This window comes from Siphonobacter curvatus, assembly GCF_002943425.1.
Classification (GTDB): Bacteria; Bacteroidota; Bacteroidia; order Cytophagales; family Spirosomataceae; genus Siphonobacter; species Siphonobacter curvatus.
This window is the reverse complement of record NZ_PTRA01000001.1, coordinates 1316625-1341297: the sequence shown is the minus strand read 5'-3', so window position 1 is coordinate 1341297 and position 24673 is coordinate 1316625. Positions and strand designations below refer to the sequence as shown.

Here is a 24673-nt window from a genome sequence, read left to right as displayed (position 1 = left end):
AGCCACAAAGCAAATAGAGGCCTCACGAAGAAACGTTATTAAATCGATCGCTGATCTCCCGTAGTGAACGTTTCAGACAATCCCTAGCGAGTGATAATCTGTACTGGTCCCCGCAAGCCCGCCTCCAGCAACGGTCTGCCCTCCAGTCGGTACGGGGCGGTAGTAGTAGTGATGCGTTGTTTTTCGGGCAACTGATGGTCTCCCATGAGCCGATTCGCCCAGGTATTACTCACTTCGATTTGCAATTGATTTTCTCCGGCTTTGAGATACGATGTGAGTTCAACGCGGTACGGAAATGTCCATGCTACGCCACAGGATTGGCCATTAAGCTTCACCTCAGCCATATTGGCTACTTTTCCCAAATCCAGCCAGTAGCGACCTTTTTGATCTGACCACTGAAAGGTTTGCGTATACGTAGCCGTGCCCGAATAGTACCGAATGGACGAGTCCGCGTGCTGACTCCAATCGCTAAGTGTAGCGAAAGTTTGGGGTTGGGCGGGGCCACCGAACGCCGGATCAAACTGGACCTGCCAGGGTTGCGACAGGGTTTGCACGCGTTGCGGTTCCTTTGCCACCTGACCCGTACCTTCGCTTTGCTTCGTCGGTTTCCGGAAAATGACGAATACCGAAGCGTTGGGCTCCAGACGAAGCGTTACCTCCGTCCGGTTTGGGTGCATTCGCCACTGATCGGCGTTCAGGAGTTCGTCGGTGACGGCATCGTATAGTTCCGGTTGTTTGCCCCGCACCCGAAAAGAAGCCGTAATTTCCCGTACTTTTTCCTGCTGATTTCCAATAAAATACAGATCCATATCAGCACTGCGACGATGCGTCCAGGCGAGGTCTTTAGCGTACGAACCGTTCGTTTCTGTGAACGCTACATCCCGTTCAATCCCCAGCGACGCGAAAGATTCCAGTTCATATGGCAATTGAATGACCCGGCCTTTGCCTAACGTCTTGGCAACCAGTCCATTTTCCATTTCAAAACGCCCCTCCCATAATTCATTGCTAACCTCCTTCGCCCCTTTTCCGGCGGCAAAAAAAGCCTGATCTTCGATCAGCACCGTGGCTCCGGCTTTCGCCAGAGCAACTAGCTTGCTGGCCGTTTCGGGCGTTACAAAAGGCTGATTTACGTTTAGTGGATGCCGGCCGGGAACGACCAGAATCCGATACGCCGTACCCGGAGCAAAACGTACGTTGGAATCGCTTACGGTAGCCAGTCGGGTCAACGCATCGGCACTGAATGAGTCGTAGGCGTAGCCCCGCAGGGGATCGACCCAGTGTTCGGGATCCGCCATGTTGGCCGAATGCGATACGCCCAGGGGTTTGACGCGTAAGGGTTCGCCCGCATTCGCTAGTCGCCGGGCCTCGCTCTGCACCCGCTCGTTGCCGAAAATACCCGGCAAGGTGTTTACCAGTCGGTCGGGCAATACCGAACGCCGGGGCAAGTCGTCGCCCGTAAACACGGCTATATCCGCCACGGGTTTTCCCAGTTGTAGTAAGGTCTGGCAACGCCGGGCGTACTCCACCCAGGCCCGACCGGGTTTCCACCAGGTTTGATCGCGTTGAAAGTACAGTCCTACACCGTCAAGCGTCATGCCGGGTTTGCGGTCCAGCCAGGGATTGTGTGAGAAAACGTGATAGACCAGTTTATTGATTCCCAGGGCATAATTTCGATCCTGCAAGGTTTTGAGCATGCCGGAATGCTCCGACCAATCCATGCGAACGGTGGTAAAGCCCTCGGCCTGTACAATATTTTTGCCATAAATGTGAGCCGCCGACGTGGCGTCGAGCATGTCGTTGGGTTTATCGTGCGTGGGACTATTTAGCCAGAATTCGCCCATCGGAATATCGACCTTCCGGTAATGAGCCAGTCCATCACTCGTCATCGTCGGAGCCACGCTTTCCGCTGAAAACTGTACGCCGTGCTGTTTCGCTAGTCCGGCCAGGGTGGTATAGAATTTGTCCACGACCAGTTCCGCTACCGTTCGCCGCAGGTCGTACAGCACCTGTTCGGACGTCTCGGCCGATACCAGCGGAATCCCCGCCAGCACGGGCAGGTACGGCAGTAGATCGTAGCCCCGGCGTTTTTTAAATTCCGCCGGAAACGTGACCGACCAGTTCTGACTCCCGCATTCCCAGCTATCCACGTGCAGTACTTTCAGCACGTCTTTACTCGGCCCAATCTGCCGCTGGGCCTCACCGAACCAGCGATTGAATTGCAGCGTAATGGCCTGCGGGTTGAATTTATCACATTCCAGTCCCTTGCCAGCTCCGGCGGTAGCGTTGGTGTGTCCGGTGGAGGTATGGCCCATCCGGATGATCGTCCAGGTACCGGCGGGAGCCTGCCAGTCCAGCCGACCATCGGCCTTGAGTTTACCCGTCAGGTTAATGATTTTATTCAGCGGAACGCATAATTCCCGGGGAAGCTGCTGTTCGGTTGAACGCGGACTCACCCGCCAGACCAGAGCCGATTTTCCTTCGTACTGATGAATTTTGGGTTCGGCGGATAATTCCAGTCCGGTGAGCTTTAGGGTAGGTTTCCACTTGGCCGCGTCCAAGTCTTCGGCACCCGGTTCCGATCCTTTTTTATCGGAAATGAAACGGAAATACCGGGCCGTAGTCGTCGGAATGGCGTGGGTGACATCCGCGTCGGTATCCTGCCAGCCGTGCCGGGGCGGCTGTAGCTGCGTCACGGGTCGGAAGGTTTTACCATCGTTACTCGCTTCCAGTTTCAGGCGATGGGCCTGCACGTTGTTGCCGGGCGTTCGCACCAGTAGCGACCGAACCGTGACGGGCTGCTCATACGCGTACTGAATCCAGCAAACAGTATCGCTTCGAAAGGCCTGCTTGTTGGCCGGATCGGTCAAAAACTGCGGATGATTCCCAGCTTGACTGGAAGTTATCACTGGCTTGGAAAGAATCGTAGGCGGTGCGGGAATGGCGAATACGGCAATGTCCTTGTAGTAGTTCTCCTGCGTGGGCGGTTGCGGCAACACGCCCGAAAATTTTTGATTCCCCCGCACCTGCGTTGTGGCGTATACCACTTTCTGCATCGATAATTCCGGCGTAATCCAGGGTCCTCCGGCCAGAGCAAAACCATCGCTCACGTGCATACCCATCTCCAGCTTCAGCCGCTTGGCTTCCTGCATGGCGTGGCGTACCAGGTCCCACCAGTGCGGCGTGAGTTGTTCGGCCACGGGTGTGTACACGGGTGGATTTTTCGCTCCCTGAATCGGCATCAGGTACGCTCCGCCAATCCCCGCCGCCTGCATGGCTTCCAGATCGGCCGTAATGCCCGCTTTCGAAACGCCCGCCTGCATCCAGTACCAGAATACCCAGGGTTTGGCCGATGAAGGCGGATTCGGCACGAGTTGCGTCAACCCGCTACCCGACTGGGCAAAGCCTGCCGTGCTGAGGAGCCAGCATATAGTGAAGAGTAACTTCGGAAAACGGATAAGCCTCATACAAGTAAATTACGGTATCAACTCAAAACCTTCGCCTTTTCTAAAGGCCCGAACGCTTTAGGGGAAAGACGGATTTTAAGTTTTATTCCTTGGAAAAGAACGGTATTATTCTTTTACCTGCAACACGACTTCCGCCCCCTTCAAGCCTTCCGCGGAAGCTTTTAGTCGAATGATTCCCGCTTTTTCACGGGTGCGAATGATCGCCAGACACAGGCCATTGTAAGCCCGGTGGTACGAGGCCTGAAAGGGTTCCGTGCTCGCCGGAAAACCGTTGTCAACGCCCGCAAGCGTTCCTTCGCCTTCGACATCAAAGTGCACCAGATGCCCGGCATTCGGTACCAGATTTCCCTGTTCATCCAGGATTCGAACGGTTACGAAGGATAAATCTTTTCCGTTAGCGTTCAGCTCTTTCCGATCGGCTACCAGTTCGATACGGGCGGCTTTTCCGGCGGTGTGGATTTCTTTCGTCAGAACCGTTTTTCCGTTTTTCCGGGAAATGGCTTTCAGGGTTCCGGGTTCGTACTTCACCCGCCATTGCACGTGCAGGCGTTCGTCCGTTTTCTTTTGGGTACCGAGTGATTTTCCGTTCAGGAACAGTTCCACTTCGTCGGCCTGATTGTAGTAGGCCCAGACGTCCACGGTCTGGGTTTTCTCCCAGTTCCAGTGCGGAAACAGGTGTAACATCGGCGTATTGGTCCATTCCGACTGATACATGTAGTACACATCTTTCGGAAAACCCGCCAGGTCAATAATGCCGTAGTACGAGCTGCGGGCGGGCCAGGGATACGGGTGCGGTTCGCCCAGAAAATCGAAACCAGACCAGACAAAACAACCCGCCAGATGGGGATATTTTTTGATGACTTTCCAGACGTCTTCGTGGGTGGAACCCCAGTACGCGAACACGTTATCGTAGGCCGAAGCCGTAAAGTCAATATTGCCCTCCACCAGTTTCGATCGGCCGCTGCGGGGCCAAAGTTGCAGGGAGTCCGAGGGCATGATATAGTCGCCACGGGTTTGCAGGCCTGAAACGGTTTCGGAAGGCAGGAAAAGCTGATGGGGAAAGGTTTTGGGCAGATCGGCGTAGGCTTCGTGCTTGTAATTAAAGCCCAGTATATCGAGGGCTTTCGACTGATAGATGAAGTTTTTCTCAGGAATGTTTTCCGTCAAAGCCGACGTTACCGGACGGCTGGTATCCAGGTTTTTAACGATCTGTACCAGCTCTTTTGCAATCGTAGTACCCGTGGAATCAAACTGTTCGCGAATTTCATTGCCGATACTCCAGAGGATGATGGAGGGGTGATTACGGTCACGTTTCACCAGATCTTCCAGATCCCGGCGATGTTCCTGATCCCAAAACATGGAATAATCTTTCGCGGACTTTTTCTTCTTCCACATATCAAACGCTTCATCCATCACCAGAAAACCCATCCGGTCACACAAGTCCAGAAACTCCGGAGCGGGGGGATTGTGCGAGGTACGGATGGCGTTGCAGCCCATGGCTTTCAGCAGCTCCAGTTGCCGTTCCATGGCCCGCACGTGAACGGCCGCTCCGAGGGCTCCAAGATCGTGGTGCAGGCATACGCCCAGGATTTTCGTCGGCTGATCGTTCAGGTAAAAGCCTTTGCTGGCATCGAAACGAAAAGACCGCACCCCAAAAAGCGTTTCCACCTGATCCACCAGTTGATTATTCTGATACAACTGCGTCCGCAAGGTGTACAGATACGGGTTTTCGATGGACCAGCGAGTCGGTTTGGAAAGGGTTAGCTGGATGGGTTTCTGAACATTTTTAGCCTGTTGGGTAGCGATTACCTGCCCCGTCGCGTCCAGAATGGTTTGCACCAGTCGGTCGCCACCCGAGACCTGCGTCTGTACCTGCACCTGGGTCTGCTGAGCGGTCACGTTCGGCGTCGTTACGAATACGGCCCAGGGACGGATGTGCGTGGACGAAGTGGTGACCAGCCGAACATTACGGTAAATCCCGGAACCCGTGTACCAACGGGAATTCGGCTGAACGGAGTTATCGACGCGAACGGCGATGACGTTGGGTTCGGTACCGAATTTCAAATGTGGCGTCAAGTCGTACTGAAAGGAGCTGTACCCACTCGGTCGAACGCCCAGCGAGTGCCCGTTAATCCAGACTTCGCTGTTGCGGTGTACGCCGTCGAATTCGATGGACACGCGTTTTCCCTGAGCCGTAACGGGCACGGTAAACGTTTTCCGGTACCAGCCGATGCCCGTCGGTAAGGCTCCGCCCTGCGTAGTAGTCAGGTGATCTTTACTAAACTGCCCACCGATACTCCAATCGTGGGGCAGGGTGACGGACTGGCTTTGGGGATGCTGGAAACGGACTTCTCTGGCCTCGGGCACATCCGCAAGTACGAACGTCCAGTCTTTATTGAATGACTCGATTTGTCGGGGGGAAACCTGGGCGTAGGTTTGAAGACAGATTAGCGACAAAAAAATGAATACGTATTTCATACCAGTACCCCGGATGGCATCCGGGGCTATTTAAATGGAAGCCCTCCGGGCTTATTCGGCCAACATCGACCTAAACCCGGAAGGTTTGAATGTGATTAGCCCCGGATGCCATACCGGGATTGTCCGGGAATCCCTCGAACCTTACTCTTTCGTAAATTCCTTTTCACTCTTTCCTACATCTTTTGAAGTAGCGACAGCGATTCCCCGCTGATCTTTCTTATTCACCGCACAGTAGAAATGATATACGACGCCTTGATGCTTGAGGACGAACGATTTGTGGGCGTATAATTCATCGTAGGGTTCGGAAGGCTCAATCAGATTGGAGCCCTTCCAGTCGGTCCAGTGCACGAGGTCTTTGGACGCAGCGAAACGGTTAAACCCCTTGGCTTTCTGATCTTCCCAGAAGGCTCCGAAGTAAAACATCACCCAGGTACCTTTGATTTTCTGGAGAACTGCATCACCCGTAATACCCACCGGATGCTGGAGAACGGGTTCGGCTTCGAAGCGTTGCCAATGCTCCATATCGTCAGAAACAGCCATGCCGATGCGTTCGAACCAGCGGGTTTTCAGGTTGTTTTTCGCCGAATCCCCGTTGGCGTTGTAGTACATCACAAAGCGATGTCCCGTCAGCCTTTGCGGATCCTCGATGACTGAACTTTTAAACAGCTTGCGATTTTCCCACCAGCGGGTATCGGGGTCTTTGGCCGTGAATAGGGGTTTAGGAAACCGTTGCCATTCGTGTACCTGGGTAGGTTCTTTCGTTGTATAGGCCATACCGATGGATAAATCACCCGCTTCGTAACCCCGGCCATTACCCCCGATATAGGACATCCAGTATTTATTCTGATAGGTTTTTAGCTCGTAACTCCCGTTCCATTCCGTATCCTGCAGAGCGTTATATCCCGCTTTCTGGTGAGCATCCCACAGGGTCGTATCGGCGGAGAAGGAGAGCAGACGGCCTTTGTTTTCCCAGTGCAAGAGGTCTTTACTTTCGGCTAACCAGGTTTCGTACCCGCGACCGTCGTACTGCAAATAGGTCATGTACCAGTGTTTACCTTTCCTGAACACGGTGGGACAATCCATCTTTTTGGAATTATCCTCCGTGACCATCACCAGACCGTACTTATAGGGCGTTTTGACTTCGTCGTACAACTGCTGCATTTCCGTTGCAGGGACACTGGTTTTCTGGGCAAAGGCAATCGAGGCAAGAAGCGAATATAGTAGAATCAGCGGCGTACGAATCATGCGAAAAAGACCTGTTTTGTGCAGTTACTTCTTTGAACGTTACAAAACTAAAGGCGTAAATCCGCAGTATTCTCTATCATTTTTTCTAAAGATTGTATGAAATTGCCGCCAGCCTATGTCTTCTCCGAATCACCAGCCTTACAGCTTTCGTCCGAACCAGTAACGTTTGCAAAGGCTAGCGATTGGTAGTTATGCGGTCTATAGGTTTAACTATTGACTTACCAACCGATAGCGTCCTGAGCCTACGATTACTTTCGTTTTGCCTTCCACGAGGCCCAGCATTTTAATTTCTTTTACCTCCTGAATAGGGCGATTGCTTTCCATAAGGGTTAGCGGATTCGAGATAGGAAGCACCAGCGTAGCCGTCGTATTGACCGGAATCTCTACGTTCAGTTCAAACGTATTCCCGGATTTCTTCCAGTCACTAACAATCAAGCCGTACGGGGACTGATACGTAGCTTTGGCCTGCGTCACATCGCCGACGGGTTGCGGTTCGATGACGATTTGTTTGAAGGCAACCGAAGATACCTCCTGCTTGATTCCCGCCAGTCCGGCGTAGAGCCATTCCATCAAATGTCCCAGCATAAAATGGTTATTCGACGACGTGGGCAAGGCCTCCCACGATTCAGTCAGAGCGGTAGCCCCTTTCGCCAGCTGATAGCCGTAGCCGGGCACATCGCTGCGGCTGTTCATATCGAAAATCACATCCGAGCGACCCGCGTCTTCCAGCACCCGAAGCAGGTAGCGGTAGCCAATATCACCAGCAGTCAGACTATTTTTCCGACGTTTAATATCCTGAATGATGTGTTCGATCACCGCCGCTTTGTCCTGCTCCTCCACCAGTTTCATGTACACCGCCATGGCATTGGCCGTTTGACTATTGGTGGCGTACTGTTTGGTTTGAGGATTGAAGAAAGTATTGTTGAAAGCCTTTTTCACTGTTCCGGCCAGAGCCTGATACGCCGCTGCATCCTCTGGTTTGTTCAGTAAGGTAGCGATTTGCTGAAGAACCGTCAGGTCGTAATAGTACATCGCCGTACCCGTTACGCCCATGGGCGTCAGTTGCGAAGTTCCCGGCGGTTTGGGGCCCAGGTCATACCAGTCGCCTAAGCCCTGTGAGAGAATATGATTTTTCGCTTTCGTCCCTAAATATTGGATATAGCGTTGCATCATCGGGTAACTTGCCGCCAATTCGCTTTTTTCACCGTACCACTGATACAGGTACCAGGGAGCCAGAATGGCACTGCTCCCCCACTCCGGCGAATCCCGGAAAATGCCGTCCCCCCAGTGGAATTCCACGTATTCCGGAGCGATTTCCGGAATCAGTCCGTTCGCCAGTTGCGAGGCTTTCATATCCTGAATGGACTTTTTCAGCAGCAGAGCAATGTCATACGGATACCGAACCGAGCCGCCCATGAGGTGTACCTGCTCCAGCCAGCCGAGTTTTTCGCGGTGCGGGCAGTCCGTAAAGACACTCGCCATATTACTCTTGATGGCCCAGTCGATCAGCGTGTGCGTTTGATTGAAGAGCGGATTCGAACTTACAAACGTGCCCGTATTCGGGGCCATGTTTCGCGTATGCAAGCCCCGTAGCTCCAGAATTTCGGGTTGCCGATCCGGGTTGTTTTGCTTCGTGGGTACGCCGGCTCGCACCTGTACATACCGGAAGCCGTAATATGAAAACCGGGGTTGCCAGGTTTCGACGCCCTGTCCTTTCAGAATGTATTCGAAGTAATACGGTCCGCCCGTCGTTCGCTGGGTAATGAGGTCGTCTTTCAGTAATTCGGCCGGATAAATCCGCACGGTATCGCCTTTATTGCCCCGGACTTTCAGGGAAATAATTCCGGAGAAGTTCTGTCCGAAGTCGTATAACCACTCGCCGGTTTTCGTTTCCGTCACCGATTTTGCCGTGAATACGTCGGCTACTTTCAGCGGCTCCTGTAGTTGGGACGTGAGTACGGGCGAACCCGTTACAAGTAACGGTTTCTTCCAGGACGCATCGTTGAAACCGGCACTATCCCAACCGACTTGCTCGAGACGGGCGTCGTAATTTTCCCCGCCGTAAATGCTGGAAAACGTAAGGGGGGATGGTGCCGTTTTCCAGGAATCATTCGTAACAATATCTTCCGTCGAACCATCCGCGTACGCCAGTTGCAGCCGAGCGATGAGCTTGGGATACCCGAACTGTACTTTAAGTTTTCGGAAACGGCCTTTTACGGGCGGCACGTAGTAAAAGCCATTGCCCAGCATGACGCCAATGACGTTTTCGCCTAGCTGAAGCTGGTTGGTTACGTCGAACGTCACGTACTGGGCTTCCTGGTCGTATTTGGTCCAGCCCGGATCGAGAAAGTGTTCACTTACCTTTTTTCCGTTCAGGCTCATTTCAAAATGGCCCAGTCCACAGACGTAGGCCGTTGCTTTTCGAAGCGGCTTGCGTAGGACGAAGGCTTTCCGGAATAGTGGCAGGACGTTGCTTCCCGTCACTTTATCCTTCACATCATCCCGAGGCAGCGGATTTACCAGCGAATCGGCCAGTTTTTCGTAGGCGATCCATTGACTATCCTTCCAGTCGGCGGGCGTGAGCAAACCCATGTGCCAGGAAGCCGGGGCCGACCATTCGGACGAGTGCTGCTGGGTGTCCCAAACTTTTACTTTCCAGTAATACGTTCGGGTGGAGGCTAAGGGTTTTCCCCGATAGATAATTTGAAGGGACGAATCAGACGTGATTTTTCCCGAGTCCCAGTACGTACCCTGCTCGCGGCTTAAGGCCTCTTCCGAGTCGGCCACCAGTATCTGATACGCTCCCTGTCGAACATTCCGGGCATCGGCTAACAATTGCCAGCTCAGAGCCGGATGTTTGCTCTGAACGCCCAGGGGTTCCGTTCGGTACTCGCACCGCAGGTTCACCACTCGCAACGATTGAGCAGAAAGCTCGAAAAATGCTCCACTTAGGATACTGAATAAAACTAGAAAAAACCGTCGATAACCAATCATTTTAACAACTCATAAAAATGAACAAACTACTCCAATTCTACAGCGAGTAACTCACCCGATAACTTTTCCCCTTTTCAATCGTCATTTCGTACAAACCGGCCCCCGTAGATCGGATTTCGCCCTGCTTGCTGGTGGGTTTCTTTTTGCTTTTGAAGCGAAGCGTCCCCGTTCCGGCGGCACCCGTCACCTTGATTTCTTTAGCACTGCAATACACCTCTACCTCTCCCTGCGGCGTCGGCACTTTTCCTTCGATCCACTGCAAACCACCCAGATTCGGCTCAATCAGATAGGTCTGATACGCCGGCGCCGTTGGTTTTACACCCAAATAATACTTGCCCAGCAGGTACAGCGGACTGGCTCCCCAGGCGTGACACAGGCTCTTACCAAATTCGCGACCGTACATGGCGTAATGTTCGGCTCCTTTTTTATCAGGATTGTATTCTTCCCAGAAAGAGGTCGCTCCGAGTTTGAGCATTCCGCCCCAGTAGTCCTTCATCTCTTTGGTTACATACGGCTGTTCGCCCAGGGCACAGAGGGCTTCCAGCTCGTAAAAACGCATGTACGGCGTCGTGATTTTCGGTACCTGATTGTTTAGTAACACGTGTTGTTTCACTTCTTGTTTTTGGGCAGAGTTGAGGTAATCGAAAAAGACGGCGAACATATTCGCGTACCGGGTTACGTGCGGGGTTGAAACGCCGTCCACCCGGCTGTGTACCAGAGCGTGTTTTTCGGAATTCCAGTAATACTGAAAAAGCTTACCTTTTACTTCTTTGGCCAGTTGAGCGTACTGACTGGCGTCCTCAGTATGGTTCACGATTCCGGCACACAAGGCCATTGTTTCCAGACTCCGGGCGAAGAGTAACTGCTCGAAACTCACCTCTCCTTTTTTGCTTAGTCCTTCCGCCCAGTCGATAAACACCCAGTCGCCGGACAAGCCTTCGAGCAACCCGTTTTTATTCCGCCGGGTCAGGCAGTAATCCATAAGACTCTTCATCCGGGGATAAAACTGTTGGATGAAGGCCTTGTCGCCCGTAAACTGGTAGTAATCGTAAATGCTAATGAACCAGTAAAAGGTGTAATCCATGATGGTATTGATGTGGCTCGTTACGGGGTCTTTGCCGCGTAAGGCCAGCATGGTACGAGCCACGGAGGGCGAATCGAAGAAGGAATAGTAATTCATCAGGTAACTCTGGGAGGCGTCGCCCGACCAGATCCAGCGGTCACGTTTGATACCGTCGATGAAAAACTCCCGGGTATTCAGATGAAGCGTATACAGAGCAACGTCGTAAATTTTATTGATTTCTTCGTCGGAACAACGGAAGCCGCCCCGCTCCGTGACGGGCAGGAATTCGTAGAGCATGGAAACGCCGTCGATGGCCACACTGCCGTCAAACTGAACGTTGACGTACCGAAAGGCTTTGGTCAGTTCCATCACCGAGTCGCGTTTGGCGGATTGGTTGATTTCCAGAAAATCCGTGGTTTCACAGGTCTCCGTTGCCAGGGCTTCTTCCTTCGATTCACCGTAATAAATCCGGACGTTTCCTTTTCCCGTCAGACCTTTCAGTTTCAGGAAACCAAAGGTTTCTTTCCCAAAATCCAGTAAAAATGACTTCGCCTGCTTATCGACCGTCACGGGGTTTTCTTCCTTCGTATTCAGTTTAAATTGCGAAGGCGGTACGAGCGGATCGTTGAAGTTCCAGGAGCCCGCCTGTAACCAGGTCGTTCCCGACTGATCGGAAGCTTTTCCCGTTTCATCGATCCATTCTTTGTCCTCGAATGTCACCCGCCAGGAGGCGTCGGACTGTATGGTTTTTCCACGAACGAAAACGGCGGGAACGTGGTCCTGGTTAAAGACTTTGAGGTTGATTTTATGTTTCCCGGCGGGTACCGTGATGCGTTTGGGATAGCCCATGAGAATCTTGCCGTCGAGCTTAACATTGTACCGGCCTTCCACAAAAAGCTCCAATTCTTCCGGTTGGCTCAGGATAAATTCCTTGTGAAAATCCATGAGGTTGTAATGACTATCGAGCTTCCAGAACGGCGGCATAAAAGTCGTGCGTTCCGTACGTCGATTCTGCATTTGGTTCCCCAGCCAGATTTCGTAATCGCCGGGATACCAGATCCAGGTCGCCTGAGCGAATACCGAGACGTTCATCAGGAGCAGGCTTAGGAGGAAGAGGTTCTTTTTCATTGGACTTGAATCAAAAATGTTAATCCGTCAGTACTACAGACTCTTGCACTAGTTTACTTTAACCCAACTTCTGTTCCTATCGAAACAGCAGATACAGCGTCAGCATCGTAATCATCAGAGCAATCCAGGCCGCCCAGACTTTGGGCGTGGGTTTGACTACTACCTGTGTGGTATTGACCTGATAAACCGTCGGGTTCCGATCCAGTACGGAAATCAGCATCGCCAGTACCAGCAGGCTCACGAAAATCAAAAACGAAAGCAACAGGTAATGCGGCCAGAAATCGTAGCGGTCGGGCGGTAAGACCCACAGGTACACAATGCCGACGCCGAGACTGACTACTGAGCCAGCCGATAAAACGGTGTTGACGGCCCATCGCGTAGTTCGCTTCCAGAATACCGTCAACAGAAAGACGACGGCCAGGGGCGGAGCGATGAAACCCAGTACGGATTGAAACACATCAAACAGGTTCAGTCCTTTGATACTGTCAATGGCCAGGGCCATGCCTACGGCAAACAGGCAGCCCGCAATGACCGTCAGGCGGCCTACTCGAATCAGGTCTTTATTGGTAGCCGAGGGGTTGATTTTTCGGGCATACACATCCATCGTGAACACCGTACTCAGCGAATTTAGCGACGAGCCAATCGTACCGACCAGTACGGCAATCAGTACTACAATGACCAGTCCGTTCAGTCCGGGCGGGAAGAGGTTGGTCACCATCGTCATGTACGCCTCGGCCGGGTCCTTGAGGTTGGGGAACAGAATGTAACAGAGAATGCCGGGCAGAATGAACAGCGGCAACGAAAGGATTTTCAGCCAGCCGATGAAGTTGACGCCCAGTTGTCCCTGCTCCAGATTGCGGGCTCCCAGTACCGACTGGACCATCGCCTGATCGGTACAGAAAAAAGCTATGGCCGCTACCGGATAACCCAGCAGGATGGCGTACCAGGGATATTTTGGATCGTCTGCGGGATGAATCAGGCTCCAGTAGTCGGCGGGGGCTTTGGCGTAAACGGCCTCCAGTCCACCGACTTTCTGAATTCCTAACAGAGTCAATGTCAGCGATACGCCGATCAGCAACAGCATCTGAAAAACGTTGACGCGGGCGATGGCCTTCAGTCCGCCGGTGTACGCAAACAATCCGGCAAAAGCGACCAGTACCACCACCGACGGCCCCATGGGTAAGCCCAGAATCTGTCGTACCAAAAATCCTCCGGCGAACAGGCCGAGCGAAAGCCAGGAAATCAGAATCTTGATGAGAGCATACCAGGCCAGGATGGTTTGCGTGGATTCGCCGTATCGCTGCCCCATGAACTCGGGCATGGTACTGACGTTGGCAGCCAGGTATTTCGGAGCGAAAACAATCGCCAGCAGAAAAAGAAAAACGAAGGCATACCAGTCAAAATTAATGGCAACAATCCCCGTACTATACCCGATACTCGCGAAGGCCAGCAGCATCGACGGCCCGACGTTGGTCCCCCACATGTTGAAGCCAATACTCGCCCAGCCCAGCGATTTGTTCGCCAGAAAAAGCGTTTCTTCATCCACCGATTTTTTGCTTACACTGGCTCGAAAACCGATGAAAGCTAAAATCAGAATGTAAGCCGCCACAATCCCGTAGTCCAGCAGCGTTAAGCGATCAATGATATTGTTCATACGAAGATTAACTTCCCGGAAAATGATCGATTTTCAAGAAGTCGGGAATGAAAGTTAAAGTCCGTGTTCACGCAGCAAATCCGCCACTTTTACGGGTTTCCCCGTTTGCAGGGACTGGTCCATCGCCTGTAACAAGGCCACGGTTCCGATGCCTTCTTTTACGTCAGGATACGCCGTCTGGCCGCTTTCCAGGCAGTCGGCGAAGTATTCGAGGTAGTTCTGGTATTCGCCCGCATGATGACTTTTTCCCTCAAAGCGGAAGTAGTGCTTGAGTTTGTGTTCCCAGGTCAGGATGCGTTCTTCGCCGGTTTTGTCGGTGATGGCGTACCGTAAATCCATGTAATCTCCCTGACTACACCCTTCCGTACCCCGCAGAATGCAGCTCATTTCGCTGTCGCGGGTGACGGGCTGTACGGGTCCGGTATAGGCTCCACTAACCCGGGCGATGCGTCCGTCCGTAGCCCTGAAAATGAAGTGCATGGTATCGGCGTTTTTGAGACCGCCGTTTTTCCCATTTGAACTAAGCATTCCATAACCCATCACTTCTTCGATGTTGGGCAGGTACCAGCGAATGAAATCGACGGGGTGACTCAGACCGCCGTACAGCCACTTGAAGGCGTTTTCGAGCGACCAGCCTTTGTCCAGAAACCAGCGGTGGTCGGCGTGGTAATAGCTTTCGATGGTGATCAGCTCGCCAATGAGTCCGGCTTCGTAGTCGGCCCGCTGTTTTTTCATGGGCTCGAAGAAGCGGGAGCTTTGCCCAACGAAGACGTTCTTACCCGTCTGATCGCTCAGTTCGATGAGTTCTTTGGCTTTGGACAGATCGTCAATGAAGGGCTTGGTACAGACGACGTGCTTGCCGTGCAGCAAGGCCTGTTTGGTATGCTCGGCGTGAAATTTATCGGGGGTATAAATGGCGATGGCATCGATAGTTGGATCATCGAGCAAGTCCTGATACTGCGTGGTGTAGGAGTAAAAATCAAATTCCTTGGATCGTTGCAGACAGAGTTCGAGTTTCTGATCACAGACTTTGACCAGTTCGATTTTTGTACTCTGCAATGCTGCCGACATAGTGCTACGGCCCTCGCCCAATCCTAAAATTCCTAGCTTTAACATAAAGGTATTTTTAAATCATTTTTTATTATTCTGAATTGCCTAGACTAAGTAAAGCCTTGCTCTTTTAGAAATTCGTTATTCACCTAGACCGGGTTTGGGCCGCAGATACGGCTGGTCTTTTAGTCCGTATCGCGAACGCCGCTGACTTCATCCTGCTCCAAGCCACCGCATTGTGGATGAAGTCAGCGGCTTTTCGCGATAGGACGGGGTGCGGTTTTACGCCGTCTATAGCGGAATTTCCCATTTCCAACAACTACTCACTAGCAACCATTACCTAGTGTTAGTGGATGAAAACCTCTCCCGCTGGTGAGCAACGGAGTAACCTGTCTCGCGGGCAATGCGGTTGCCTTGAGCTAAGCTAGGCAGTTACGGAGAGGTCCAGCCTGGAAGGCTCACCGGCTACTAGCCAGCCAATCCCGAGGGCGTAATTAGGCTCGGATAATCAATCTCCGTCTGAGGGCGAAATTCAGTCTATTAAACACAACCTATAAATCATCTTACTTCATCTGTACCCAAACCTCCCCCGCCTTCGTACCCGGAATGCCTTCCTGATACTTCTTCATGCGTTGATTCCATTCGACTACGCGGGGGTTATTTTCGGTGGTTTTGGGGTCCAGCTTTTCCAGGCTTTCGCCCTTAGGAGTACTGATGACCAGCATGAGTTGCCGCCCGTTTCGAAATAGTAACAGTTGCTGAAACTGGGCATTACAAAAGCCTTTCGAGACTTGCGGCCATTGTTCGAACTGCGTGGCGTGGTAATCGAGGTATTCCCGCTGCAGCTTTGGATCAGCGACGAGATTCGCCGTAAGAATCGTGTGCTCCCATTCCTTCGCTTCGGATGCATCCGCACATTTTTTCCGGTTGAATTCGTAAAATAAGTCGTCGTAGGTTTTGATCGTCACACCGGGAAACGCCGCTTTTAGACGTTCGCGAAGCAGGTATACATCCTGAATCTTTTCAAAAATGACGTAGTGGTTTTCCCAACGGTACAAAGCCATGGTAGGCACGTTCCCTTTCGCCATAACGGCTCGTAGTTTCTCCTCATCCAACGACTGCGTCGCGATCAGTTCTACGATGACGGGTTTCTCTTCATTAATTTTCCAGTACGCATCCGGCTTTGAATTGTCTTTCAACAGATGCCGATACGCAGCTTCGAGTCCCGCCCGGTTTTTGATAGGGTCGGGTACGGAGGGGCCATTGTGTGCCCAGACGTTGTTCGGACCGTTGGCGTTTTGCAGGTACTTTTCCGTCGGCGTCCAGTTATCCCGAATCGTGAAATACGCGGAGCCTTCGTCGGTGTACAGATAAAACCAGTGCTGCGGAATGTGGGCGTACGGAGCTTTGTAAATACTGTCGATGGCGTTTTCGATGATCTGCGAACCGGGCTGGGCCGAAAGCGTGTAAATCGCCGCTACGTCGTACATGTGCTTGCCGTAGTGGTGAATTTTGTTGGCCCGGATGCGGTTGTTTCGCATAACGTTGATAGTCGGCGTCCAGCCCCAGCCCATACTGATGCCGCTATAGCCGACTTCGTTGATTTCGTTGTGCTCGATGCTGAGATTCCGGGCAAAGCCCGCTCCAATGCCCACGCAACCCCAGTCTTCATTGGTTACGTTTGTAATCAGATTATTCCGGATACTTAACTGGCTACAAACTTCCCGTTCATCCTGGGGCTGATACGGCAAATGAGCTTCCACGGCTTCGTCGGAAAAAACGCCCGCCTGAATGCCCGTACCGCCGATATCCCGGAACAGATTTCCAGTGATGTGGTTGTGTTGAACGCCCCGGTGGTAGTCCAGCCCCGTAGAGGCCAGATGCTCGAACCGGCAGTTTTCAAAACCCGTGTGCGTGGCGTAGGAAACTTCCACCGCCGCCGTAGGCCGCCCCACCCAGGCCTGATTTTCCAATGTTTTTTTCTCGGGCGTACCCGGAATTTTCAACTTGTAGGCATCCAGCATGTACAAACCCGCCTGATGCGGCACGTGCCCCTCCCGCGAGGGTCGCAACCAGCCCGTATGCTCAAAGGCAATGCCTTTGAACTCCACGTACGAAACCGGATGATCGACGGTACCCATCATACGTACCAGCGTTTCGAGGTACGGAGCGATGACTTCGGCAGTACTCAGATTCTCATCCGCTTTTGGATAGTAATAGAGTTTCTGCGTTCGGATATCGAGGAACCATTCGCCGGGTTCGTCCAGAAACTGAATCGCATTGATTAGGTAATAGGCAGAGTTGCCCGTTTCTTTCGAAATCCAGGGAGCGGGCCAGGGGTGTTCGGACTGAATCCGGCTTTCGGGCTGGTGAAAAAAGAGTTGGGCACTGTCGCCCTGCACTTCCATTTTCCGGACGCGTAAGGTCGCTACGGCCCACCACTGATGAATAAAAAATTCGAGACCATACGCCTGGGGTAAGCCACCGAACTTCGGAGCCGGAATCCAGCAGGTTTGCTCGGCTTTATTCCAAGACAAAATCCGGTTCATCGTTCCGTAGGGTGTATCCTTCGCCCGCGTGGCTTTTTGTCCGTTGACCCATAGCTGCCTAAATTCGAAGGGCCGCCCACCGATAAAGGGAACGTCCGTCACCCAGACTTTTCCGGTACTAGTTTTGGGCAATCCCGGTACGGTTCCTTTCACTTTCTGCCAGCCCTTTAGCGTTACACCGCCGCTTAGGACGGACCTTTCGTTGGGAGCCGCTTCAATCCAGGTGGGACTTTCAGCCGTTCCCGAATCTTCAGGCCGCAGGAAGACGGGTTCGTCCAGCGAATACCGTCCACCTGCCAGATAGATATGAGCTCCTGTGCGTACGGAAGGATCGGCGAGCCGTCGTAATTCCCGGACTTTCCGCAAGGCCATCATCAGACTCGCCAGCGGTTTTTCGCGGCTACCTACGTTCGCGTCCGATCCGGTGGTCGATACCCACACTTCGGCCTGCTGGGCGAAGGTAAGCGTCGACCACAGGAGCATGCCAAGCACTATGAAACTACATTTATTCATCGAAGGTACCTGAGATTGAAACCCCAGGCTATTGATAGGGAACACCCCCCGGGGTTAATGGTTACGCCTGAAAAATGGATTTGAGATACGCCGTATTCGCTCCGAAATTTTTCTTTACGTTGCGGGGATCGTTGGCATCGCGAGACCGTTCGATGACAAGCCAGCCTTTCCAGTCCATGTCGTCGAGCGTTTGTTTGACCTTTTTTAGATCCAGCCGCGGGTTGTTTTCCAGCCATACGCCATCCTCGTCGGTGCAGTGAATCATGCAGATGCGTTTTTTGCCGAGCGTGCGAAGTTCTTCGTGCAGGTCTCGGCCGGCTTTCAGGGGATTGGAGAAGTTGAAGTAGCTTTGAATGTGTTTCGAGCCGATTTCATCCAGTAACGCTACCTCGCCCTTCGCATCCAGGGACGTTTCAATCCCGATGACCACACCCGCTTTTTTCGCCATCTTCCCCACCACTTTCAATCGCTCCACAATCGCCGGACGCAGTTCCGGATTTTTAACCAGATCACCCTGCGTACCCAGGGGCAAAAAGGCCACCTTTACCCGCATGGCTTTCATGGTATCGATGCAGTCCTGCACCATTCGCTCGTAGGTCGGTCGCGTTGCAAAGCTTTGGGCGTAAAATCCACTCATCGCCAACGAACAGATTTCCAACTTCAATTCTTTGGCTTTATCCAGAAACTGCTGCCGTACTTCGGGCTTACCTAACTGACTATCAAAGGTTTCCCGATTGCCCAGTCTACCCATATCCACTTCCAGACCGTCGGCTCCAATTTCTTTGGTCAGTTGAAAAGCTCCGAGTTTCTGCCGTTTCAGGATCATCAGATCCACTACGGCGATTTTGTACGCTTGCTTTTCTTTAGCAAACACTTCAAACGGCGAACCATACAGAGCCGTCAGCACCAAAGCCGACTGACCCAAAAACTGACGACGATTCAGGTTTTTCATGCTATTTCTTGCTTTTAACGATCGCTAGTAAGCAGGCCAAATGAGTACCCAACCGCTATTTGAATCCAATTTTCTGCTCCAGTTCCTCAAAACTCCGCACAGCATTCGCGGGTAAGTTCTCCCCTTTTTCACCGAATACGTACATCGCGGGATACTTCTCAATCGTGCATTTCGATTCGTCGAATTGACCCGCTGTGTTTTTCACTTGCTTCGTATCCAGCTTGAACTGATCGGCCAGAAACTGGTACAGAGCCAGTCGCTTATTGATGCCGTAATCGTGTCCTTCTTCCGACAAATGCACGTTTTTGATCACCGCCGAAGGACCGTAGAAGCCGTAGGTTCGTTGCAGGAAAGGAAACTCATGTTCGGGAACGTATTGGGTCCAGTCTTTGCCGTCGGAAATGACTAGTTGTGGACGCGGAGCCGCCATGGCTGCCATCTCCACGTTGTTGGTACCGTGGCCGCAGAGGTGCACGCCCATTCCACTCTCGCAGGGACAACCGCCGCTGTGGTACGAGGAAGTCATGACCACCGGAACGCTTAAATCTATACGATCATCGAGAGCCGACAACAACATCGTCTGGCTACCGCCGCCCGAACCACCCGTTACCGCAACGCGGGCCGGATCAGCATTTTTCTGGGTCAACAGCCAGTCGAGAATTCGCATCCCGTTCAGAATCTGAATCGTATTGGCCAGACTCCGACGGTGGTCGGCGGATTTGAATTGCAGCAGTGATTCACCCCAGGCAAAGAGGTCGTAACTAAACGCCATCGCTCCCATCCGGGCCTGCATGGCACAGCGGTACTGGGAATCAGAGCGGTAGCGTCCGTCGCCAAAATGACCGTCGGGATTGAGGATAACGGGCATTAACCCTTTGGCATGCGTAGGTTTGTACAACGATCCGCAGACGTACATCCCCGGCAAGGTTTCGATGGCTACGTTTTCGACGGTATAGCCATCGAAAGTTCGTTTGTTGGTAATGATCGGTTGGCTTTTCGGAGTCGCGGGTAGCTGGTCCAGCTTTAACGCCGTCCGCATACAGCTTTTGAGTTCGGCTTTACGCGTTTCCCAACTCGCCTGATCCTTGTACAGAGAGGCCAGATAGTCGAGCTGCTGCTTGCCTTCTTTGGGCGTTTTCAGGTGATACTGAAAGGCCTGCAGTTTGTATTTTTTGTCGCCTTCCTTCGTAAATGTAATGTCCTGCGAGGCGAAGATATTCGTCATCGTCTGCTCGACATCGGGGCGAAACCGCCAGTCGGCGTAGGTAATCTGCCGATCCTTCACCAAGTCTTCAGGATACCGGATTTTTACCGCGTACTGGGTTTCGATTTCCTGAATCACCTCTTTCAAGGGTTTTCGGAAGGCGTCGTCGGAGATTTGAGCGTAGGTTTTCGCCCCCAGCAGCAGGAGTAAAACAAGGATTCGTTTCATGGTTATAGAGGATTCATTTCGTGGATTCAAACCGTCCCGATCGGTTTATCCGTCTTTCGTCATCTCGCCGCCCTGTGGGGGCGTATAGCCTTTGATCGATGGCCAGACGCCGTCTTTGATCGGAATCAGTTTCATCTTTTTCGGGTCGATCACGGCGTGTTTGATTTTCTGGCGACGCCAGGTATACACGACGTGAATGAGTCCATCCGACGTTTGAATGATCGACGGATAGGAATACTGACTGATGGGTGAGTCTTCGATAATCACCGCCGCCGACCAGTTTTTGCCGTCTTCGGAAATGGAGAGATTCAGGGGCGTCCGCGGACCTTTGGCTTTGTCGCCCGGCGGCAGCACGTGGTTATACACCAGGGCCTGCCGACCGTCTTTCAGGGTGACGGCATCGGTACCGGAGTTATTATTGGGCAGATTGGTTTTCGCCAGCGGCGACCAAGTTTCCCCATTGTCGTTCGACCAGGATTCCAGAATAGCCCGGTCTTTGCTGCGGGCCAGAATCTGTAGCTTGCCTTTCCCGTGTTTGAGGATACTGGGCTGAATGGCGTTGAGCGTTTTTCCGTCGTTGATCGGTCCGACTTTACGCCAGGTTTTTCCCTGATCCGCGGTTACTTCAAAATGGATTTTCCAGCCCTTGCCTTCGGTGCTCGTTGGGCAAAACAGGTTGCCATTTTCCAGTAAGATGGGTTTGTTTTTGACGGGGCCGATATAGCCTTCGGGCAAGGATTTTGCCGACGACCAGGTTAGGCCCCCGTCCGACGACGTTTTCATCCAGCCCTGCCATTTACTCGGACTCGGACCGATTTTGTAAAATAACAGCAGCTCTCCGTTGGGTATCTGGTACAACACCGGGTTCCAGGTGGGATACCGAAGGGTATCGTTTACGATGCCATTGGCGACGTTTTGGGGAGTTGTCCACTGCCCTTTTTCCAGCCGACTGACGTAAATACAGACGTCCGGATTCCGCTCCTTCGTCCCTCCAAACCAGGCCGTTACCAGACCTTTGGGCGTTTCGACAATGGTGGCCGAGTGGCTTTCCGGGAAAGGGGCTGACTCAAAAATGGCTTCGTGTTTGACTAAGCCGCTCTGCCATTTTTTGACCTGGGCCTGGGTTAAGTGGGCGGCCAGCAGACCACCCGCCAGGAATAGGTAGGTTTGGAAAGTATTCATGGTTTTTATGTTAGGATGCCGGATTTTCATCGGTTTCCGAGGTTACTGTTTTTTGGGGATTTCGGGGATTTTGCCGTCCCGTCCCCGGGTTCTACCCGGGGCTATGCACATTGAAATCCTCCGGACTTCTTACTTCGACTTTCCTTGGGATCGGATCCTGGGATTATCCGCGGGTATTTTGGATGAATTATTGGTTGACCTCAAACCGATATGTTCCTGAGCTCACATTCAGTACTACGCGATTGCCTTCTTTCTTTACCAACTTCACCCCTTCCAGGGCCGTCACCTTTTTGCCGTTTTCTTTGATTTCATCCACGGAGCGGGCGGGGATATAGACCTGTGCCTGGGCATTGCCCGGAACTTGAATCGACCAGTTCAGCCGTCCTTTTTCTTTCTTCCAGGTGGACTGAATCAATCCGTAGCCCGAGCGATACGAGGCGTCTACTTCCGTCAGCCCTTCCGGAAAATCCGGTTTCATTTCAATGACTTTGAAACCCGGTGTCTGAGCCTTAATTCCGGCGATATGCTCGTAGTACCAAATCAGTAAATCCCCCAGCAACATCACATGATTGGCCGAATTCATTTCCGGATTGGCCGTATTGCCGTTCCATAATTCCCAAATGGTGGTAGCACTGTTTTCCACCATGTAGCCCCAGCTCGGATAATCGCGGTTGGTTGCCAGCGTATAGGCCAGATCGGGCCGACCGTGCTGGGCCAGTCCCCGCATGAGCCACTGCGTACCAATCACGCCCGTACTAATGTGCGATTTCTGCTCCTTCACGATCTTATTGACGATACTAGTAAACACCTGCGACTGCTGTTTCTCGGGTACAATCCCGTACATCAGTGGCAGCAAATTCGCCGTGACCGTATTATTGCTGTACTGCCCCGTGGAAGCCTGGAAGAACTTCTCATTGAAAGCCTTTTTCATCGCCACTGCCTGTTGCTCGTACGTACGAGCCTCTTCCGTTTTCTGTAACAACTGAGCAAATTGCTGCATCAAATCCAGCAGACCGACGTACGTAGCTGAAGCCAGCAGCACGCCATCCGTTTGCAGAGCCGGACCTTTGGCGTGGATGAGCTCTTTTGATTCCGGCGGTACGCACCAGTCGCCGTATTTATCCTTGGTAATAAGGCCATCTTTGGTGTACTGAGCGGCCATGTAGGCCATCCATTTCTGCATGGAGGGATAGTGTTTCCGTATCGATTCCGTGTCGCCAAACTGCCGATACAGCATGTTTGCCACCATCAGATACGTGCCCGGCCAGGTGACATTGTCGCTGTAGTACCGCCAAAAGGCCGGAGCGACGTCGGGGATACTCCCGTCGGCTTTCTGGGCCTGCTGAATATCATCCAGCCACTTGGCATATAGCCGACTGTTATCAAACACAAAACTCTCTCCGTACGCCCCCGTGCTCCGGTCGCCCAACCAGGGTTGCCGCTCGTTGCGTTGCGGACAATCGACGGGCATTCCTTTGTAATTGCTCCGAATGCCCCAGTACGCATTCTTGAAAATCTGATTCAGCGTTGGGTTGGAAGAGGTAAACGTACCAATCGTCGGTATATCATCATAGACTACGCGTCCTTCAAAATTTTCGAGTTTGGGTACGCCCGGAAAACCTGTAATTTCCACGTATCGAAACCCGTGGTACACAAACGTCGGCTCCCAGGTTTCCGTACCGCCGCCCTTCAGCGTGTACACGTCCGTCACTTTGGCATCGCGAAGGTTGCGGACGAACAGTTCGCCGTTTTCCTGCAATGTTTCGGCAAAGCGGAGTTTGATCCGGTCGCCGCGTTTACCCTGTACCTTCAGCCGAACCCAGCCCGCCAGATTCTGACCCATATCCAGCACGTAGCCCCCCGTTTTTAAAGGTTTGATCGATACGGGTTTTACTGTCTCCATCACCTTCATGTTTTCATTCATCTGGGCTTCGTAGGCTCCGCCCGGCTCCTGCACAAATTCCGCTTTCAGCCACTTCTGATCGTTGAAACCTGCGGTACTCCATCCCGGCAGTTCTTTCGTCGCGTCGTACTCTTCGCCGTCGTATTCGTTGTTGGTACGAATCGGGCCGTCGGCCGTGGCTCTCCAGGAATCATCGGTTGTGATCCACTCCGTCGAGCCATCGGCATAGGTTAATACCAGATTCAGCAGCAGTTTTGGGTAACCAAACGTCTTGATTTTGTAAGGTTTATAGGCCTGCCGCATCGTGTAGTAACGGCCGTTACCCAAAATAGTCCCGATGGCATTTTTACCCGATTTCAGTAGTGCAGTAACGTCGAAAGTATTGTACTTGACGCCCTGCGTGTAATCCGTTGGAGCGGGAGCCAGGACTTGGTCGCCTACTTTCTGTCCGTTCAGGTAGAGTTCGTACAAACCCAGTCCGATGATGTATACCTTCGCCCGTTTGATTTCTCTTTTCGGGGTAAACTCCTTGCGGAAATACCGGGCCGACAGGCGGGAAAACTGCGTTTCCGTATCCCAGGCGAAGGCCCGATCCAGCCCAATCCAGCGGCCTTTCCAGTCAACCGCGTAGAGCTGCCCCATGCTGAAATGCTGCGGCATACTCCAGTCACTTTCGCCCTGATTGGTCCAGATTTTCACTTTCCAGAACGCCTCGGTCCTGCTTTTCAACGTTTCCCCCTGATACGGATTCTGGATACTCTGGTCGGCGTTTACTTTTCCCGAATCCCAGAGATCGCCTTCATTCACTGCCAGTTTTTCTTCGCTCGAAGCGACCAGAATCTGGTAGACCGTCTGCTGCAGTTTTCGTTGCTCGCTCGTGAGCTGCCAGCTGAAACGGGGCTGTCGGGCATCGATTCCTTCCGGATTCACGCGTCCCTCAATTCGCAGGTCACCGACCCGCAAGGCCGTTGGTTTCTGATCGAAGGCGAACAGAAAAAAAGGCAGCAGCAGGATGAGTACGTAGCGTTTCATGGTATCTGTTAAACGTTCGAGAGGCTAAGGTTAT

The 24673-nt window shown here is 52.6% G+C and carries 12 protein-coding genes; all 12 read right to left on the bottom strand.

Annotated features, from left to right (window positions below):
- Positions 1 to 83 precede the first annotated feature (83 nt).
- On the bottom strand, positions 84 to 3464 hold the full coding sequence (locus tag C5O19_RS05350) for a glycosyl hydrolase (RefSeq protein ID WP_104710301.1): 3381 nt from the start codon (positions 3462 to 3464) through the stop codon (positions 84 to 86).
- Positions 3465 to 3569: 105 nt separating this feature from the next.
- Positions 3570 to 5942, bottom strand: a complete 2373-nt coding sequence (locus C5O19_RS05345; protein ID WP_104710299.1) for a glycoside hydrolase family 2 TIM barrel-domain containing protein — start codon at positions 5940 to 5942, stop codon at positions 3570 to 3572.
- Between the two features lie 141 nt (positions 5943 to 6083).
- Entirely contained in the window at positions 6084 to 7187 is a 1104-nt protein-coding gene (locus C5O19_RS05340) for a glycoside hydrolase family protein (protein ID WP_104710297.1), read from the bottom strand.
- A gap of 210 nt (positions 7188 to 7397) precedes the next feature.
- Positions 7398 to 10181 carry a family 78 glycoside hydrolase catalytic domain gene (locus tag C5O19_RS05335; RefSeq protein ID WP_104710295.1) on the bottom strand — a complete coding sequence of 928 codons (2784 nt, stop codon included), beginning with the start codon at positions 10179 to 10181 and terminating at the stop codon, positions 7398 to 7400.
- Positions 10182 to 10218: 37 nt separating this feature from the next.
- Complete coding sequence (locus tag C5O19_RS05330) at positions 10219 to 12372, bottom strand: alpha-L-rhamnosidase-related protein (RefSeq protein WP_104710293.1); 2154 nt, start codon at positions 12370 to 12372, stop codon at positions 10219 to 10221.
- Between the two features lie 76 nt (positions 12373 to 12448).
- Positions 12449 to 14026, bottom strand: a complete 1578-nt coding sequence (locus tag C5O19_RS05325; protein ID WP_104710291.1) for a sodium:solute symporter family transporter — start codon at positions 14024 to 14026, stop codon at positions 12449 to 12451.
- A gap of 54 nt (positions 14027 to 14080) precedes the next feature.
- Positions 14081 to 15142 carry a Gfo/Idh/MocA family protein gene (locus C5O19_RS05320; protein WP_104710289.1) on the bottom strand — a complete coding sequence of 354 codons (1062 nt, stop codon included), beginning with the start codon at positions 15140 to 15142 and terminating at the stop codon, positions 14081 to 14083.
- A gap of 497 nt (positions 15143 to 15639) precedes the next feature.
- On the bottom strand, positions 15640 to 18108 hold the full coding sequence (locus C5O19_RS05315) for an L-rhamnose mutarotase (RefSeq protein WP_243406332.1): 2469 nt from the start codon (positions 18106 to 18108) through the stop codon (positions 15640 to 15642).
- 91 nt (positions 18109 to 18199) lie between these two features.
- Positions 18200 to 19090: a sugar phosphate isomerase/epimerase family protein gene (locus C5O19_RS05310; RefSeq protein WP_104710287.1), complete on the bottom strand. Its 891-nt coding sequence runs from the start codon at positions 19088 to 19090 to the stop codon at positions 18200 to 18202.
- A 55-nt stretch (positions 19091 to 19145) separates the two neighbouring features.
- The gene (locus tag C5O19_RS05305; RefSeq protein ID WP_104710285.1) at positions 19146 to 20522 is read right to left on the bottom strand and encodes a DUF4974 domain-containing protein; all 1377 of its coding nucleotides are present in this window, start codon (positions 20520 to 20522) and stop codon (positions 19146 to 19148) included.
- Positions 20523 to 20567: 45 nt separating this feature from the next.
- Positions 20568 to 21704: a sialidase family protein gene (locus C5O19_RS05300; protein ID WP_104713904.1), complete on the bottom strand. Its 1137-nt coding sequence runs from the start codon at positions 21702 to 21704 to the stop codon at positions 20568 to 20570.
- 187 nt (positions 21705 to 21891) lie between these two features.
- Complete coding sequence (locus tag C5O19_RS05295) at positions 21892 to 24639, bottom strand: alpha-L-rhamnosidase (protein WP_104710282.1); 2748 nt, start codon at positions 24637 to 24639, stop codon at positions 21892 to 21894.
- Between the last annotated feature and the right edge of the window lie 34 nt (positions 24640 to 24673).